We start from the raw sequence: 17,393 nt of genomic DNA on the forward strand, positions 1-17,393 counted from the left end.
GAGTTCAGGTGGTCAAACTCTTTGCCAGAGGTACTACCAATTCATCCGGTCCACGCTAACGCTGCTGGTTGTCTGTCATGCCTGTATAAGCCTCTGCCAGCGAGCTGCCCTGGGTGGCCACCGCCTGTTTGCCTGCGGCTGCCCATAGAAACCCGCTGCGCATCATCTCGGTCACTTGAGGCATATCTATGATTTCTGCGTGATGGCCCAGCGAATTGTAGAAGACGCGTCCGTTCCCCCAGCGCTTCGTCCATACAACAGGCATATCCACTGGCCCATTGGCTGAATGGGGACCTGGTACGACCGGGAAGCGTGTGGTTGCCAGCACTTCAACTGCCGGGTCTACGTGGAGGTAATACTGCTCGCTTTTGACCTGAAAATCCTCAATGTGCTCTAGAAGTGGGCTGGAGCCGCGCTTCATGTTCACCATGTACTCCACCCCGTCATTGCCGGGATGCGCAACCCATTGCCCGCCTGTCATGAACTGCCAATCCACGTTGTTCCGGAAGGCATCACACATGCCGCCATGGCAGCCTGTGAGACCTACGCCGCTTTGAACGGCTGCTGAGACATTATTGACTAGTTCCTGCTCAATCTGTCCCATGGTCCACATTGGAACGATTAAGTCCAGGTCAAGCAGTTTCTCTGCATCCTGGTAGGCTTCAAGGGTATTAGACACCTCCACCTCGAACTGCTCTTCCTTCAAAATGCGTTCAAAAATGGCAGCCACCTGCTCCGGCTCATGTCCGTTCCATCCACCCCATACAATCAGTGCCTTGCGCATCTGTAACCACTCACCTTTCGGAATGTATTGTTATACTACATTTCTTCAATGGATACCCAGCGGCGTTCCTCTATGGAGCGTTCTACCGCTTCAAGCACAGCCTGACAAGCGACACCGTCGTGGAAGTTCGGCGAAGGTTGTCGTCCTTCGGAGATGGCCCTCAACATCTCAAGCATCTCGTGGGTGAAGGTATGCTCGAATCCAATTGTATGTCCTGCAGGCCACCAGGCTTCAGAGTACTTATGTGCCGGATCGGTGGCGAGTACGCGGCGAAAGCCCTGAACGTCCTCCTTATCCTGTGTGAAATACACTTCCAGTTCGTTCATTCGTTCAAAGTCAAACCGCACGCTGCCTAGGCTACCGTTGATCTCGAATGAATTTGTGCTCCGATGTCCGGCAGCAAAACGTGTGGCCTCGAAGCTGCCCAGCGCACCTCCGGCGAAGCGTGCCAGGAACAGCGTGGCATCATCGACTGTCACTTCTCCCATCGGAGCATTTGCTTCAGCGCTCCTTTTGGAGCTCAACCCGCTCATCTCCAAAGCCAACGGGCGCTGTTTGATGAATGTCTCGCTCATGCCGATCACTTCATGGAACTCGCCGACCAAGAAGCGAGCGAGATCAATCAGATGGGCGCCAAGATCACCATGAGAGCCAGAACCGGCCACTTCTTTTTGCAGCCGCCATACCAGCGGGAAGGACGGGTCCATGATCCAGTCTTGAAGGAAGAAAGCACGGAAATGATAAATTTTGCCTAGGCGACCGCTCTCGACTAGCTGCTTTGCCAGCTGGACAGCCGGAGAAAAGCGGTAGTTGAAGCCTACCATATGTCTGACCCCTGCTTCCTCTGCTACCTGCAGCATGTCACGGGAATCCGCCAGCGAGAGCGCAAGCGGCTTCTCACAGAACAGATGCTTGCCCTGGAGGGCAGCCTCAACGACAATTTCCTTATGGGCATTACTCGGGGCGTTAATATCAATGAGATCAATATCGTTACGTTTCACTAGGTCACGCCAATCCGTAACACTTTCGGTCCAGCCGAACTGGCGGGCAGCCGCCTGAACCCCCTGCGCGTTGCGTCCACAGATAACGGACATCTCTGGCTGCAGCGGGGCATCTGGGAAGAACATGGGTAGACTACGGTAAGCGTTGCTGTGAGCCTTGCCCATAAATTTGTAGCCAACCATTCCGATACGAAGACGATTAGACATGTCGTGATCCTCCTTATGGGTCTGAGTTTCAACGAGTTTTTGACGATTGGTGTTATGGACGAATGGATGACGCCCTGATAATCAGCTCTGTGGACAGGAGTTCTCTTATCGAGTCGGACCCGGTCAGTTCCAGGGCTGGAATAAGGTCCAGAGAATCGGGTATAAGCTTCGAGGCTGCAAGCTCTCCCATCTCATAAAAAGGAACGCGGACACTGCTTAGCGGCGGAACAGCCATCTCAGCCGCATCCGAATCGTCATAGCCTACAAACGCTGGGAACCGGTCAACTGGCAGTCCGCGCTCACGGAGACCCTGCATTACCCCGAGGGCCATCCGGTCGTTCGCCGCAAATACGGCATCAATATCATTCAATTTGTCTGCTATTGTGGCTGAGGCTTCGAGCCCGCTTCGACGGCTGTAGTTACCTTCCAGAAGCAGATCGTGGTCATATTCAATACCGGCCTCCTGAAGCGCGGTACGGTAACCCTTCATTCGCTCAGTACTATTGGAATAGATATCCGGGCCGTTGAGAAAGGCAATCCGTTTGTATCCCTGCTCGATGAGGTGACTTACAGCCGCTCGGCTGCCTTCTACATGGTCTGCATCCACTTCACAGAACGATTGCCCTTCAAAATGGTGATTCATGACGCAGAATGGACGCCCTTCTTCCTGAAGTCTCTTTAGAGCTTCCACCTCATCGTGGTCATCCCTGGCTCCAAGGATGATACAGGTATCGATCCTTTGCTGGCGGAAAAGACTACTGTAATCAATCCGTTCCCCCGGCTTCCGGAACAATAGAAGCAGATCGAGTCCGCTGTCTCTGGCCTTGTTTCCGATACCGCTCAGCATCTCAGAGAAAAAATAGGCTGAGAACAGGTGCGCCTTCGGGACATAAGGCATAACCACACCAAGATGGCCACTCTTGCTTCGGGCAAAGTTACGGGCCAGCGCACTAGGAACATATCCAAGCTGATTAGCTGCGTCCAGAACCCTTCTCCGCGTATCCTCTTTGATAGGACCTACTGCATTTAAGACCCGGGATACCGTCGCTTCAGACACGCCGGAAAGTTCTGCTACTTCCTTGCGCGAAACGATATTACCCACCTCCAAATCATTTTATGTACGCGCGTACATTTTCTCATGCAGCCATACCTCTGTCAATCCCAAAAAGTGTGCTTCAAAGATGAATAAGCTCATTTCTCTACTAAAAGGACATTGTCTCGCGATCCCTGCTTGCCAGCAGATTGAACGGAATATCCCAGCCCCAGCAGTCGGTGCCGCGAACAAATAAATGTTTATTAACTATTGCGCTAACGGATACGAAAGTTCAATAAAATAGCGGCAGTTCTAGGACTTTATTTCCTCGTCCATGACTGCCGCTATTTCGATTTTTGGGATGATTTTAATGCTATTTTACCAGCAGCGAGTTAATGAACATTGGACTTATACTCACCCCGCCTCACAAGGCGGGACAGAATTTTAATATTGCGGAGAAATACGATTTCTCATCTAATTATTTACTTTAACAAAAGAGATTTCCTCATGATTGGGATATGACTTGAAGAATTAGATTAAAGACCCGTTCTTCTCTCCAGTTCCTCCGTATATCTGGCGCCCATCAAAGTGATCTGCGAGGCTGCGCTGTTAATATTGCGCACATCTTCGGATGTGAGCTTAATGTCCACTGCGCCTAGATTTTCTTCCAGACGGCTTAATTTCCGTGTGCCCGGGATCGGAACGATCCACGACTTCTGGGCTAGCAGCCAGGCGAGTGCGATTTGGGCTGGCGTTGCTTTTAACTGCTCAGCCATCTCTTTAAGCAGGTCGACCAACACCTGATTGGCCTCCAGCGCTTCTGGAGTAAAACGTGGAAGAATACTGCGCAAATCGTCATGGTTGAATGTCGTGTTTGCGTTAAAACTTCCCGTCAGGTAGCCCTTGCCCAAAGGACTGAACGGAACGAAGCCAATACCGAGCTCTTCTAGGGCAGGGAGGAGTTCCTCTTCGGGGCGTCTCCACCACAGGGAATATTCGCTCTGAATTGCAGTGAGTGGCTGAACCGCGTGTGCACGACGAATGGTCTTCACTCCTGCTTCAGACAATCCCCAGTGCTTCACCTTTCCTTCCCGGATCAGATCTTGCACAGCTCCCGCTACCTCTTCGATCGGCACATCTGGATCGACTCGGTGCTGATAGTACAGGTCGATGGCTTCAATCTTGAGCCGTCTAAGCGATTCTTCGGCAACTTTCTTGATATGCTCAGGGCGACTGTTCATTCCGGACTGCTTGCCATCCTGGATATTGAAGCCGAACTTCGTGGCAATCACGACTTGATCTCGAACAGGAAGAAGAGCTTCGCCCAAGAGTTCTTCATTCGTGTAGGGTCCGTATACTTCGGCGGTATCAAAGAAAGTCACGCCGCGCTCGACTGCTTTCCGAATGACCGAGATCATTTCCTTTTGGTCCGAAGCCGGCCCATAACCGTAACTCATTCCCATGCATCCAAGTCCGATTGCGGAAACTTCCAGACCGCTATTTCCCAATTTACGCTTTTCCAACATACCTCTTCCTTTCTTAATATCATTTTTTCTTTATCCAGTAGGAGGGTGGGTAATGATAAATGTTCATTATTTTTCTTTAGTTAATTGGCTTACGATCCTATCAAGAGAACTATTATATAATTTTTTGAAACATTCATGCTCTTCAAACTCTATTAATGTGATAAGCCTTTGAACCAATAAGTTCCTAAACCAACGATTCAAATAATTCATCTCCTCCCTTTTTTAAACTTGTTCTTTGATAATGTCGTTATGCTTGCGGTAGTTTAGAGGCTTCTGTCACTTCAGCCGCTTCAGCTATTCCGTTGTTCCCCCCCTTGCTTGATTCTGTGAGCTTAGTCTTATTATGCCGAACAGAAAAAGCGAAGCGATATCTCATTCGTCTTAAATGATTGCCCAATCCTATTACGGCTACTGTTGCTACAGGCGGATAAGTCTTATAATGGGACCAGACAAACCTGCAAGGAGGATTTGAATGTCCGAGAACCTTATTCGACAGCAACAGGAGCTTACCGAATTAATCGAGCGTCACTCGCTTCAGAATAGCGCCAAGGAAACGGCGATCCCTTCCCTATTTTTCTATCAGCATTCCAGCATAACTGAGCCCGCTTATCGGGTTTACAAGCCTTCTTTTTGTGTTGTCGTTCAAGGTCTGAAAGAAATTTTGCTGGCACAGGAGAGATTTGAATATGGACCGTCCAATTATCTGATCGCTTCCATGAATCTGCCTGTGATCGGTCAAATTATAAAAGCGTCTACTGACTCTCCTTACCTGAGTCTTAAGCTCGAATTTACACAGAACCAGATCCTTGAAGTGCTGAACGATTGTGATATTAAGGTCACGTCAAAAGATAATGCCAAGCGTGCCCTGTTCGTCGGCCGAATGGAATCGTCCATTCAGGACGCCGTGCTCAGGCTTGCCCGTCTGCTGGACACCCTGGGAGAAATCCCATTTCTCGCCCCGCTTTACACGAGGGAGATTCTGTACAGGTTGCTGCAGGGGCCCTATGGAGTCGAATTGGCTCAGATTGCAGTCGAAGGAAGCAGCACCTATCGGATCCGGGAAGCTATCGACCATATTGTCCGAAATTGGGACCAGTCTTTTCGGATCGAAGATCTTGCAGACACCGCCAGCATGAGTGTTTCTTCGTTCCATCGGCATTTTAAAGAGGTAACCGCCATGAGCCCAATTCAGTTCCAAAAACAGCTGAGACTTCAGGAAGCTCGCCGCATCTTATTGGCTGAATCGGCGGACGCCGCAGACGTCGCTTTCAGGGTCGGTTACGAGAGTTCCTCCCAATTCAGCCGCGAATACTCCCGCATGTTCGGTGCTCCTCCGAGAGCGGACATCAAGCGATTGAAGGAAAAATACGACCAGGTCATGAATGACTAAGTATCTAGACTGATCGGCGAAGAAGCAAAAAGGACGACCTTAGGCCGTCTCTTTTTCGGTATGATACGTTTAACTTCCAGCGTCATTTCCTATAAAACGAGGACACCACCGACTTCCCCAACATCATTTAGGCGGTCTTCGGTCTTCAAGCCCAGTTCGGCAGTAGCGTCTCGCCCCGGTCTGTAGAAGGCGCGGGAGTCACCGAAAGTCTGGAAATCTCATCGCGCCACTCTGGAGTCATCTCTACATCGACAGCGCCCAGTGAGTCTCCCAGCTGCGCGAGGTTTCTTGCGCCAATAATTGGCGCCGTGATCATAGGATTGGACATCGCCCAGGCTACCGCAAGCGTCGAGGGCTTCACGCCTCGTTCTGCTGCATGTGCAGTAAAGCGGTCGGCGACGGCAAAATTCATTTCATCCGCATAGCGGTCCGTATACCGCTGCTCTTCGACCAGCCGTCCTTGCTCCGGTCGTTTGTTCGTTCCGTATTTGCCCGTAAGAATCCCGGCTCCCAGAGGGCTGTACGAAATGACCCCAATCTGCTCGGAAGCGGCAAGAGGCAGGATTTCTACCTCAGCCTGACGTTTGACCAGGTTGTACATCGGCTGGATCAATTCAAAGCGTGCCAGCTCCTCCCTGGCAGAGATGCCGACCGCTTTGGCAATCTGCCAGGCCGACCAGTTGCTCACCGCTGGGTAAAGGATTTTGCCCTGCGCTTGAAGATCGTCGAGTGCACGAAGCGTCTCCTCCATTGGCGTATTTTCGTCGAACATATGCACGAAGTAGAAGTCGATGCGGTCCGTCTTCAGGCGTCGCAGACTGTTTTCCACTTCAAGCATGACATGACGACGGGAAAGCCCCCTAGCATTCACGTCCTGTCCCATCGGATAGAAAACTTTGGTGCTCAGTACAATCTCATTCCGACAGTCCTCGATGCACTCGCCTAGAATTTCTTCGGAGCGACCCTGGCTGTACACGTTTGCTGTATCGAAAAAGTTAATGCCAGCTTCGCGGGAGCGGTTGAACATTTTTTTGGATGTTTCTTCATCGGCATTTCCGCCGAAGGACATCGTGCCAAAACATAAATTTGAAACCTTGATTCCTGTTTTTCCTACTGTACGATAATTCATCGTCATTCCTCCTGCTGTTGACTTACGCCTGTTGTGTGGTTGGGCGAATAATCATTTCATTGATCGCAACGTCTCCGGGCTCTTCAATCGCAAAAGCAATCGCACGTGCGATACTTTCCGCTTTAATCGCTCCTTGATATAACTCATCGTAGGCTTGTTTTAACTCTGCATCCGTGATTCCCTCCGTCAATTCAGTGCTGACAGCTCCTGGAGAGATATTCGTTGTACGAATCTGGGTACCACTGAGCGCCTCTTCTTGACGTAAACCTTCCGTAATCGCCCTTACGGCATGTTTGGTCGCGCAATATACAGTGCCGCCGGGGTAGACATTATGTCCGGCAATAGAAGACAGATTAATGATATGGCCAGATTTCTGTTCCCGCATCGCAGGCAGAACAGCAGCAATCCCGTACAAAAGGCCCTTGATATTAATATCAATCATCATATCCCATTCATTAATTTTCTTCTTAAAGAGAAACGATTGCGGCATGACTCCGGCATTATTGATAAGTACGTCGATTTTCCCAAACTCTTGAAGTGCATACGAAGCCAACTCCTCCACTTGTTCATGCGATGTCACATCGGTTACTTTGTAGATGGCTGTACCCCCGCTTTGTTCAACTTCTTCTTGCAGCTTTTGTAAACGGTCTTCACGGCGAGCCGCCAGCACAAGCTTCGCACCTTTAGATGCCAGTTCTTTGGCCGTTGCCTCTCCGATTCCGCTGGAAGCACCTGTAATAATAACGACTTTATCTTGAATATTGGACATAGAGAATGAACATCCTTTCGAGACTTAGTTTTCTTTTGCGAATAGTTCTTTGGCCACTGTAATAGCGGACATCGCCTTCGGCCAGCCCGCATAAAAGGCAAGATGGGTAATGACTTCGATCAGTTCCTCTTCCGTCAGGCCGTTGTCTTTGGCTTTACCCAAATGAAAGCCCAGTTGTTCGGAATTCCCTCCGGTGATCAAGCTTGCTACGGTAATGAGGCTGCGGTCGCGTGGGGCCAGCTCTTTGCGTTCCCAAACGTCCCCAAAAAGCACCTTGTCGGTCAGCTCGACGATCTTTGGTGAGAAGTCCCCAATCGTTCGCTGTGCAGCCGTAAGTTTTTGAGTATCTGACATGTGATATCTCCTCTTTCTTTGCATTGATCCTTCATATAAATGCATCTATAATTGAAAAAGATACATTATTGAACTTGTGTCTATTATTATAAGCTGATACAGAATGCTTGCAATTGTTAAATACGCTTGATTTGTTCATTAATAGACATATAAGTTAAAACAGTCAATTATCATTTAGAAGTTTAGGGGTTGAACACAGTGAAAGTGGACAGGAGAATACTCAAAACACAGGAAGCCTTGAAAAAAGCATTAACGGAGTTGATGGCCGAAAAGAGTTTCGACCATATTACGATTCAGGATCTATCCGACAAAGCAAATGTAAGCCGGGGAACCATCTATCTTCATTACGTGGACAAATATGATTTGCTGGATAAGCTGATCGCCGCACACATCAATGAACTTCGAAGATTATGTATTGAATCGGCTCATTTGAGCTTTACAGAGGCCGAAATTGTTTGGTTTGAATATTTTGAGGCTAACTATTTATTTTTCTCCACGATGCTGGTGAGCAAAGGCGCCCCTTACTTCCGCACTCAGTTTCTTGAATTTATGATCGATGAACTTCGGGAAGAGGTCGACATGAATGAAGCAAGAAATCGGGGACTAAACGAAGAAGTGGTTGTCCGTTATGCAGCGTCCGCTGTGGTAGGGATTATGGAGTGGTGGTTTTTGAATGATAAACCTCTCCCTCCTGTCGAGATGGCAGAGCAAATAGGCATGCTGTTGGACCGGAAATTGTGAATCTGATAAAAAAGAGTAGCAGACATATGTCTGCTACTCTCAAAATGGTTTATCAGGGCCAAATACAAGATTGGCGGACTGCTTGGCTTTCTCAATGACATTCATGACCTTCTCGCTATGTTCAAGCATATTCGAGACTTTTCCAAAATCTTTTTCTTCGATGATACGATCAAACTCAACGAATTCGTCATACATTCGATGCGAATGATCTTTTAGATCCACACGAATTGGCGTTTCCTTATTCGCAGTGTAATCAAAGCAGTCGCATATATTAGCAGAACTTGCCATGTGTAAATAGCCCTTATTGCCTTGAATGTTCACGGCATTGGGGGCCGTACTATCTTTTGAACCTATGCAGACACACTTGAAATCACCGTAATCAAGCAGCAGCATACCTGAAGTATCAATTCCACGCTCCATGTTCGCCCAATACTCCACTTTCTTTGGGCTACCGAAGAATCCAACAACAAAATGAATATTATATAAATTAATATCCATCAAGGCTCCACCAGACATTTCCGGATTAAACGCAGGCTGGATTATTCCCGCTTTGAAAGCTTCATATCGAGATGAGTATTGAGAATAGTTGCATTCAACTATTTTGATCTCACCAAGTTTAGGTAGATACTCCTTCATTGACAAATAATTTTTCAAATATTGATTCGTTATGGCTTCCACCAATACCAGTTTTCTTTGCTGAGCAATTTCTTTTAGCTCTAGAAATTCTTGCAAATTGGAAGTAAACGGCTTCTCACAAATGACATGTTTACCACTCAATAATGCTTCTTTGGCATATGAATAATGAAGATGATTAGGCAACCCGATATAAACTGTATCCACATCACGGTTCATCAGCATCTCGCTGTAATCCGAATAAATCTGAGATATTCCATATTTATTTTTCAAATCCAGTAATTTCTCCTGGTGGCTAGGTCTAGAACAAATGCCCTTTAATAAAATGGTCGGGATTTCCTGAATAAAGCTCAATAGATCCCCTACGATCATCCCTGCTCCGACAATTCCCAACTTCATTTTAGTTGCACTCCTCTATACCTTTTTCAAGTATTTCCATACAAATTATCGTTTCTTCGTCTTTAATCACTTTTTCTTTACCAAATACGATCGACTGATAAATATCGTCATACACTCGGGCATAGTCTCCCTTTTCAGAAACGACTTTTTCTTCATGATACTCGCCTTTATCATCCAAATATGTTAAGATGCCGTAATGCTCGGGCAGGTCGATGCCGAAATCGGCGTGTCCCTTAGGCAGATAGTATAATTTCAGATGCTCCTCCTGACGATCCTTCGTTTGCTTTATAAAAACGCCTTTTTTGCCGTATACAACAAAACTCGGCCGCTCTTTTAAGCGAAAAAAGCTGGATTTGATGGATACCTTGAGCGAGGGATAATAAAAATCCAGATCAAAGTAATCATTCATTCTCCCAGAACCCAGCAATTGACGAACATCGTAACGAATTGTGTCCGGCTTCCCAAAATAGGAAAGAACCTGGTCAATGGTATGAACGCCATGTCCGTATAGGTAACTGTTATACTTGGAAAAATGAGAAGTGGAGTTCGGGATCTCAGGGCGATAATAATCGTAATGCATCTCCACTTCCAGCAAATCTCCAAGTTTTCCTGATTCAATAATCTTCTGGGTAGTGAGGAAATCCGAGTCGTAACGTCTATTCTGATAGCATTGTACAACCAGATTTTTCTCTTTAGCATATTGGAAGATCGACATGGCTTCTTCTTTGGTTAACGTAAAAGGTTTCTCAACAAGTACATTTTTCCCGTGGTCAAGCGCCATTTTCGCATAGTCGTAGTGGGATTCTACAGGTGTACAGATAACAATCAACTGAATCTCCTTATCGTTCATTAGAGATTCAATATTATCTGTATACCGCACGTCAGGGATTTTTTTCCACTCCCCTTTATCTGGATTACGTGCGTATATCGTCTTCACTTTCAAATCAGCTCTGTTCAATGAAAAAGGAAGATGATAACGGTTCGTGCTTTTCCCATTTCCAATATAACCGATGGTAAGCATATTATTTCCCCCTTAGGCTCTTTTTCATTTATTATAGAAGAAGAATGTTGATCGTAAAGGATTTGCCGCCAAAATGGTACATTCAACCGATTATTTGTCAACATGGCGGGTTGTTTTTAAACAAAATGTTTATTTTATATCCTTTATCAAACGTTATTTCAATTGAACCGGAGTGAACCTGTTGAAAATACTGATGCAATTATCCGAAATGCAAAACTTTACACCAAACGAAAAAAGCATTGCATCCTATATTTTGCTTCATAAGGAAAGTATCCTGCACTTAAATATTCAGGAGCTTGCAAAGGCAACATATACTTCGCATTCCGCGATTAATCGATTAACACATAAACTTGGGCTATCTGGTTTCAAGGAGTTCATAATCAAACTTGCTCGGGAATTTCAGCAGAATACCCAGAACATTTCCAATGTAGACCCCAACTATCCTTTCGGTTTTGATGAATCCCCACTTCAAGTAGCGAAAGAAATTGCAGAATTAATGAAAGAAACGATTGAAAAAAACTTTACATTCATGGATGATGATTTATTGTCGCAAACAGCCCTACTGCTGGATCAAGCGAAAAGAATCTTTATATATGCGTTAGGTGATTCACAAATCCGTGCGAAAAGTTTCCAAAATAAATTGGTAAAAATAAACAAGTATGTGTTTATAGCCACGGAGCTGTCTGAGTGGGCTTACCATACGGCTAATCTTACGACACAGGATTGCGCTGTTTTTTTAACTTACCACGGAAAGTCGCCGATTTTTTTAAAAGCAGCACGGCATTTCGCACATGAAAATATCCCTTTTATCACAATTACAGCAACCAATCAAAGCGAATTGGCCAAACTCAGTAATATCTGTATCCAGGTGCCTAATGACGAAGTAAAACATGCCAAGATTGGTACATTTTCATCGCAGATTGCCTTTGACTATGTATTAAATGTGATCTATTCCTGTATCTATAAAATCGACTACTTGAAAAACATGCAAACCACAACACAATCGTTAAAAAATTCGCATCTCAATGACATGATGAATGACGTATAGAGTAATTGTTCTTCCTCTAACTACAAAATAAGCGGAAACTTATGATTTTCTATCGTTACCTCCGTCTATAAAGGTCTAGTCAGCATCATGCTAACTAGACCTTTATTTTATTGCTTCAAGCCCATCAGTACAGCCGCTAGCAATCCCGGAAATCGTAAATTCACATCGTCGTACCGGATTGAAATAAAGCGTTGGGTACCCTCTATTCTTGTATGGATGACTCCTGATTCCCGAAGAGCCTTAAAGTGATGGGACAAGGTTGACTTTGGGGCCGAAATATCTATCGAGCTACAGGATTGCTCCCCCTTTTCGTCCAAAATCTTGATGATATTAAGCCGAATCGGGTCACTCAGGGCATATAAAACTGTAGATAGAGTAATTTCATTAACGCTAGGATGATACAGTGTTCTCAAGATCCGTTCACCTACCTGAATAAAGAATTATAGTTGCATTATAACATATTGCAATGTTATATTTCTATTGTTCGAAAATTATCGAACAATAGAACAAATGGAGGAATTAGTTTTGAATAAAATTATCACCTTGTTTTTCTTTATCATGTTTTTCATCGGCACAGATACGTTCATTGTATCGCCTCTTTTACCTATTCTTCGTGAAAGTTTCGGCATTTCTATCGAGCAATCAGGCTGGATCGTTTCGGCCTATGCTTTAGGTTATGCTGTGTTTGCCTTAATTGCAGGACCATTGTCAGATGAATGGAATCGAAAAAAAGTACTACTGTTCGGCTTGCTTGGTTTTGGTATCTTTACTTTACTTTGCGGCTTTGCCACGGATTTTTGGACCATGTTTGCTTTTCGCTTATTGGCTGGGATTAGCGCCGCTTTCGCGTCGCCTCAAGTTTGGGCTGCCATTCCTCAGCTGGTTCAACCACATAAAGTATTAAAAGCCATGGGGGTTGCTACCGCAGGATTGGCCGTTTCCCAAATGCTGGGTGTGCCCATCGGCAGCTATCTCGCTACCACAGGGTGGCAAACACCTTTTATTATAACTGGTTGCTGCACCTTCTTGATCGTTATTTTGACTGCTGTTCTCTTGCCCTCCTTACCTGCTTCTCTACAGAAGCATAAGGCTTCCTCTATTGGGAGTAGATATCGTTCATTACTACGCGGATCAACACCTAAGATCGCTTTTCTTGCCTATCTCCTATTCCAACTCGGAAATTTTGCTGCTTTCTCTTTTATTGGCACATGGCTTTCCGATAAATTCAGTCTCAATGTTGCAAGTATTGGTACGGTAATTCTGTTCCTTGGTTTAGGAAATACGATCAGCAGCTTATTTGGTAGTAGCCTAGTTAATAAAGTAGGTGCTAGACACTCTTTGAAATATGGCATAATCTTCATCGGCCTGCTTTATTTACTTCTTCCATATTTACCTAGCGTAACTTATGTCGAAATTACATATTTTCTGATCTTCCTCATCCTTGGAATGATTTTTCCACTTATGATGAGTTTGCTTCAAACCCTGTCTGCTACAGCACGAGGAACAATTTCATCACTTGCCAATTCTTCTATGTATTGTGGTACGGCGGTTGGCTCTTTCACAGCGGGAATGCTATATGCACACTCTGGTGGTTTTATTTCCGTTAGCCTGTTTACTGTGATTTGTTTTAGTATGTCACTTATCTTGTTCTTACGTAGCGGAGTTTTGAACATTAATATGAGTCAATCTCTATAAACTGCTCAACGGTTAGGTAGTTATCTAATCTTTAAAATGGAAACCTGTAATTGCCCTTTTCAGCTAGCGATATAAGTTCACTTAAAGTTGAGAAAAAGAACTTATATCGCTAAAAAAGCCGCCATTGTGGCGACTTCATTTCTCCGGTCAAGAATCAACTTTCATCTATTGCTTTTCGAATATCATAATCATTGATATCGATATCTAAATTCATTCCAAGTGCCAACTTTGCCAGCTGATTTCCAATAAAGGGGCCCATGGTCAACCCGGATGCTCCAAGCCCATTTGCCGCTATAAGACCATCCCAGCCTGGAACAGCTCCGATCACTGGTAGAAACCCGGGTGTAAAAGGACGGAAACCAACTCTTACCTCCTGAAAAGTGCTGTTTGCTAAATCAGGGGCCAATTCTAAACCTTTATCCAGAATTTCCTGCATCCCACCTGCTGTTACTCTCGTATCGTAACCTTCGATTTCATTTTCGTGAGTCGCCCCTATTACGATCTTCTGTTTATCAAAAGCCAGCAGATATTGATCAGAAGGCGGTATGACTACAGGCCAAGTGCCTGTGTCTTGCCTATTAGAAACCTGCAAATGCATAATTTGTGCTTTTTGATAACTAACCTTAAAATGAATGCCCAAAGGCAACAGTAGTTGATTTGCCCATGCACCTGCACAAACAATGACCTTGTCAGACGAGAAGCTTTGTGCACCGACCACTACTCCCGTTACATGGTCGGACTCATATTGAAGCGTAGCATTTCCTTGTATAAGGACCGCCCCGTTTTTTTGTGCTGATCGGACCAACGCATCCCGCAGCGCACGCCCATCTATTCGGGCGGCACCGCTAATATGAACAGAATGATAACCTTCTACTAACAAAGGAAACCGTTCATGGGTTTCTTTTTCATTTAGCCGGGTAATTTCACCGATTTCCGGTGCATCCGCTTGTCGTAAGTGTGCCCGCTCCTCCATTTTTTTGATTTTCTCCAAATCATCATGAATACTGAGAGCCCCCACTTGAGCATAGCCAGTTTCTGTTTCTCCCTCGCTTTTGAGTTCTTCAATCAACCCAGGGTAAAAACGCGCTCCCGCTTTGGCTAGTTGGTACCAAGCCTGATTGCGTCGCTGTGATAGCCAGGGACAGATAATGCCAGCAGCGGCATCAGTAGCCTGTCCTTTATCTTTACGATCTACAATAATGACATTAGCACCCATTTTTGCTAGATGGTATGCTGTCGATGCCCCCAGAATTCCTGATCCGATTACGATGACCTTCTTCATGATTACATCCCTTTCCTAAATCACTGTATCCATTATAGCGAATAGTGCATGAATGCATAAAGTTTGAAATTAATATTTTAAATCCTTATAAAGTTCTTAGAATTGATCTTTAAAGTAGTTGTCAGAACAAATGAAAAGGATGAACTGATATGGATAACATTATTTTACAGACTAAAAATCTCTGCAAAACCTTCGGACGACAACAGGCGGTGAACAACGTCACACTGTCTATTCAGGAGAATTCCGTCTATGGACTACTTGGCCCAAATGGGGCTGGAAAATCAACCACCTTGAAAATGTTAACCGGTATGCTACGCCCGACATCCGGTGAGATTTTATTTCAAGGAAAACCCTGGTCCCGAAAAGATCTTGCTCAGATCGGCGCACTGATCGAATCCCCTCCACTCTATGAAAATTTGACAGCTAGAGAGAACCTCAAAGTTCGTACAACGTTGCTGGGATTGCCTGATTCGCAGATTGATGAAGTGCTGAACATTGTTGATTTGACCCATACCGGGAAAAAGCGCTCGGGCCAGTTCTCGATGGGTATGAAACAGCGGCTGGGCATTGCCATTGCTCTCCTCAATCATCCCAAGCTATTGATCTTAGATGAGCCAACCAACGGACTAGACCCCATTGGTATTCAGGAGCAACGCGAGTTGATTCGCTCCTTCCCGAAGCAAGGAATTACCGTAATTCTTTCCAGCCATATTTTATCCGAAGTCGAACAAATCGTTGACCATGTCGGTATCATTGCCGGCGGCGTATTAGCTTATCAAGAGGCGGTCACTCCAGGACAAAGCCTGGAATCGTTGTTCATGCAGATTGCACAGGAATACCGAAAAGGGGATGAGTAGGATGCAGCAATATATAGCCGCCGAACATCTAAAATTAAAGCGTACCTTCACAAAAAAGTTGGTCTGGCTTGCCCCCATCGCTACTCTTCTTCTGTGTACCGTACTCATGGGGGGACGTATGCTCCAAAGCGCCAGCTACAATTGGTGGTATTTCATGCTGCTGCCAGGTGCCCTCACCTTAATGTGCTCAGGAGTGATCCAAAAGGATTGCAAGAAGCTGAAATACCGTGCTGTCCTCGGCATGGCTGTAGATTTGGCTCAGGTATGGTACGGTAAAATCGGGGTTTGCGTAAGACTCTTAATGGTTTCCTTTATTGTCCTATTTATAGGGATAACTCTTGGCGGATTCGTATTCTCAACTTCTGTGACACTAGCAGGAAGCGTTGCTGCAACTCTAATCCTCTTCATCACCTTTTTGTGGCAAGTTCCACTTTGCCTGTTCCTGACGGACCGAATAGGCATGTTTGCCACTCTAATTATTAATATGCTGGGCAACGTATCCTGCACCATTTTGTTCGCTACGTCCTCTGTGTGGTGGGCGGTCCCTTATGCTATTCCAGCCCGATTAATGTGCGCCGTCATTAAAGTGCTACCTAATGGGCTTGCCGTTCCTTCAGGAGATCCGCTTTTGGATAAAGGCGTGATTGTACCCGGCCTAGTGATCACAATCTGCCTGTTTATAATTCTGTCGATACTGACGGCGATGTCCTTCCGCAAGCGGGAGGCTAAATAAGATGATTTCTTTTTTCCGCTATCTGAAATCCGATGTGCTTAAACTTAGAAGGCAGCCCTTACTGCTTGTGCAGCTGTTTGTGCCGCTTTTAGGCATAGCAATCTTTCTAGCCTATTATTCCTTTACTCCGTATTCACCGATTTCAAAGGTGGACGGCTATTTGCAGGTCTTGGCCGTGGTTCTTCCTACCATGATTGGTATTGTCTGCTCCATTGCTGTTGAGCAGGAGGCAGTCGCTGGCAATTTCCAGCAGCTATTGATCTCGCCAGTGAAGCTGCTACCTTTCCTGAGCAAGCTCAGCCTGCTCCTGATCTTGGGATTTGGCAGTGTGCTGCTTGCCTCCGGTGGCTTTGGGGCTGGCTATATATATCTTATGAGAGAGTCACCGTATGGCTTGAAGTTTTATGTGTTGGCTGCCTGCATTCTGTTTATGTCCAGTGTATTCCTCTATTTTCTGCATTTTTTCATTAGTTTGCGGTTCGGCAAGGGAGCTTCCATCGGTCTAGGCATTATGGAGAGTCTATTGTCCGCTTTGCTTCTTACAGGGCTGGGTGATCATAATTGGATATTCATCCCCTCTGCTTGGACTGCCCGGTTCATCACGATCTGGGTGCAATACGGTATAAACTCAGCAGTATCTATTCCTGAAGCTATACGGCTTGATTCGGGAGTCAGATATTGCGTAGTAGGGACCGTAGTCATCATGGTATTATTAGGATTATGGATTTGTCGTTGGGAAGGACACAATTCGTCGGAATAAAGACTAGAGTAAAGAAAGCAAGGGAAGTGAA

18 protein-coding genes are annotated in these 17,393 nt (G+C 45.7%); 7 read left to right on the top strand and 11 right to left on the bottom strand.

What is annotated here, in order from left to right; genetic code table 11:
- Positions 1–55: 55 nt before the first annotated feature.
- From NLX82_RS00325 to NLX82_RS00340, 4 genes are all read right to left on the bottom strand, one after another.
- Complete coding sequence (locus NLX82_RS00325) at positions 56–784, bottom strand: ThuA domain-containing protein (protein ID WP_028541614.1); 729 nt, start codon at positions 782–784, stop codon at positions 56–58.
- Positions 785–819: 35 nt separating this feature from the next.
- Positions 820–1,992 (bottom strand): Gfo/Idh/MocA family protein, encoded by a 1,173-nt coding sequence (locus NLX82_RS00330; RefSeq protein ID WP_028541615.1) that lies wholly within the window; start codon positions 1,990–1,992, stop codon positions 820–822.
- Positions 1,993–2,044: 52 nt separating this feature from the next.
- A complete protein-coding gene (locus NLX82_RS00335; RefSeq protein ID WP_179085483.1) occupies positions 2,045–3,100 on the bottom strand; it encodes a LacI family DNA-binding transcriptional regulator in 1,056 nt (351 codons plus the stop codon).
- A 461-nt stretch (positions 3,101–3,561) separates the two neighbouring features.
- On the bottom strand, positions 3,562–4,548 hold the full coding sequence (locus NLX82_RS00340; protein ID WP_193217084.1) for an aldo/keto reductase: 987 nt from the start codon (positions 4,546–4,548) through the stop codon (positions 3,562–3,564).
- A 475-nt stretch (positions 4,549–5,023) separates the two neighbouring features.
- Here NLX82_RS00340 and NLX82_RS00345 point away from each other — a divergent pair, with 475 nt between their 5' ends.
- On the top strand, positions 5,024–5,941 hold the full coding sequence (locus tag NLX82_RS00345; protein WP_254347394.1) for an AraC family transcriptional regulator: 918 nt from the start codon (positions 5,024–5,026) through the stop codon (positions 5,939–5,941).
- A 145-nt stretch (positions 5,942–6,086) separates the two neighbouring features.
- On the opposite strand, the gene NLX82_RS00350 is transcribed toward NLX82_RS00345, so the two are convergent.
- Genes NLX82_RS00350 through NLX82_RS00360 form a run of 3 tightly spaced genes read right to left on the bottom strand, consistent with a single transcriptional unit; the run spans position 6,087 to position 8,193 of the window.
- Complete coding sequence (locus NLX82_RS00350; protein ID WP_254347395.1) at positions 6,087–7,070, bottom strand: aldo/keto reductase; 984 nt, start codon at positions 7,068–7,070, stop codon at positions 6,087–6,089.
- A 22-nt stretch (positions 7,071–7,092) separates the two neighbouring features.
- Positions 7,093–7,839, bottom strand: coding sequence for an SDR family oxidoreductase (locus NLX82_RS00355; RefSeq protein ID WP_076295102.1), 747 nt, complete (start codon positions 7,837–7,839; stop codon positions 7,093–7,095).
- 24 nt (positions 7,840–7,863) lie between these two features.
- Positions 7,864–8,193 (bottom strand): carboxymuconolactone decarboxylase family protein, encoded by a 330-nt coding sequence (locus NLX82_RS00360; protein WP_023988831.1) that lies wholly within the window; start codon positions 8,191–8,193, stop codon positions 7,864–7,866.
- A gap of 198 nt (positions 8,194–8,391) precedes the next feature.
- Between NLX82_RS00360 and NLX82_RS00365 the strand changes: the two genes are divergently transcribed.
- Entirely contained in the window at positions 8,392–8,934 is a 543-nt protein-coding gene (locus NLX82_RS00365; RefSeq protein ID WP_023988832.1) for a TetR/AcrR family transcriptional regulator, read from the top strand.
- A 39-nt stretch (positions 8,935–8,973) separates the two neighbouring features.
- Here the strand turns inward: NLX82_RS00365 and NLX82_RS00370 are convergent, their stop codons facing one another.
- Complete coding sequence (locus NLX82_RS00370; protein WP_023988833.1) at positions 8,974–9,966, bottom strand: Gfo/Idh/MocA family protein; 993 nt, start codon at positions 9,964–9,966, stop codon at positions 8,974–8,976.
- A 1-nt stretch (position 9,967) separates the two neighbouring features.
- Entirely contained in the window at positions 9,968–10,987 is a 1,020-nt protein-coding gene (locus NLX82_RS00375; protein WP_053325531.1) for a Gfo/Idh/MocA family oxidoreductase, read from the bottom strand.
- Between the two features lie 181 nt (positions 10,988–11,168).
- Between NLX82_RS00375 and NLX82_RS00380 the strand changes: the two genes are divergently transcribed.
- On the top strand, positions 11,169–12,035 hold the full coding sequence (locus NLX82_RS00380) for a MurR/RpiR family transcriptional regulator (protein WP_023988835.1): 867 nt from the start codon (positions 11,169–11,171) through the stop codon (positions 12,033–12,035).
- Between the two features lie 107 nt (positions 12,036–12,142).
- Here the strand turns inward: NLX82_RS00380 and NLX82_RS00385 are convergent, their stop codons facing one another.
- Positions 12,143–12,448 (bottom strand): ArsR/SmtB family transcription factor, encoded by a 306-nt coding sequence (locus tag NLX82_RS00385; RefSeq protein WP_068938804.1) that lies wholly within the window; start codon positions 12,446–12,448, stop codon positions 12,143–12,145.
- 112 nt (positions 12,449–12,560) lie between these two features.
- On the opposite strand from NLX82_RS00385, the gene NLX82_RS00390 reads away from it, so the two are divergent.
- The gene (locus NLX82_RS00390; protein WP_068938802.1) at positions 12,561–13,730 is read left to right on the top strand and encodes an MFS transporter; all 1,170 of its coding nucleotides are present in this window, start codon (positions 12,561–12,563) and stop codon (positions 13,728–13,730) included.
- Between the two features lie 154 nt (positions 13,731–13,884).
- Here the strand turns inward: NLX82_RS00390 and NLX82_RS00395 are convergent, their stop codons facing one another.
- A complete protein-coding gene (locus tag NLX82_RS00395) occupies positions 13,885–15,012 on the bottom strand; it encodes an NAD(P)/FAD-dependent oxidoreductase (RefSeq protein ID WP_068938801.1) in 1,128 nt (375 codons plus the stop codon).
- A gap of 149 nt (positions 15,013–15,161) precedes the next feature.
- Between NLX82_RS00395 and NLX82_RS00400 the strand changes: the two genes are divergently transcribed.
- From NLX82_RS00400 to NLX82_RS00410, 3 genes are read left to right on the top strand one after another with little or no spacing between them, the layout of a single operon-like run.
- Positions 15,162–15,869: a lantibiotic protection ABC transporter ATP-binding protein gene (locus NLX82_RS00400; protein WP_068938799.1), complete on the top strand. Its 708-nt coding sequence runs from the start codon at positions 15,162–15,164 to the stop codon at positions 15,867–15,869.
- A 1-nt stretch (position 15,870) separates the two neighbouring features.
- Positions 15,871–16,602 (top strand): lantibiotic immunity ABC transporter MutE/EpiE family permease subunit, encoded by a 732-nt coding sequence (locus NLX82_RS00405; protein WP_068938793.1) that lies wholly within the window; start codon positions 15,871–15,873, stop codon positions 16,600–16,602.
- Between the two features lies 1 nt (position 16,603).
- A complete protein-coding gene (locus NLX82_RS00410) occupies positions 16,604–17,362 on the top strand; it encodes a lantibiotic immunity ABC transporter MutG family permease subunit (RefSeq protein ID WP_068938791.1) in 759 nt (252 codons plus the stop codon).
- Positions 17,363–17,393: the final 31 nt, after the last annotated feature.

This window comes from Paenibacillus sp. A3M_27_13 (assembly GCF_024213315.1).
Lineage (GTDB): Bacteria > Bacillota > Bacilli > Paenibacillales > Paenibacillaceae > Paenibacillus > Paenibacillus polymyxa_B.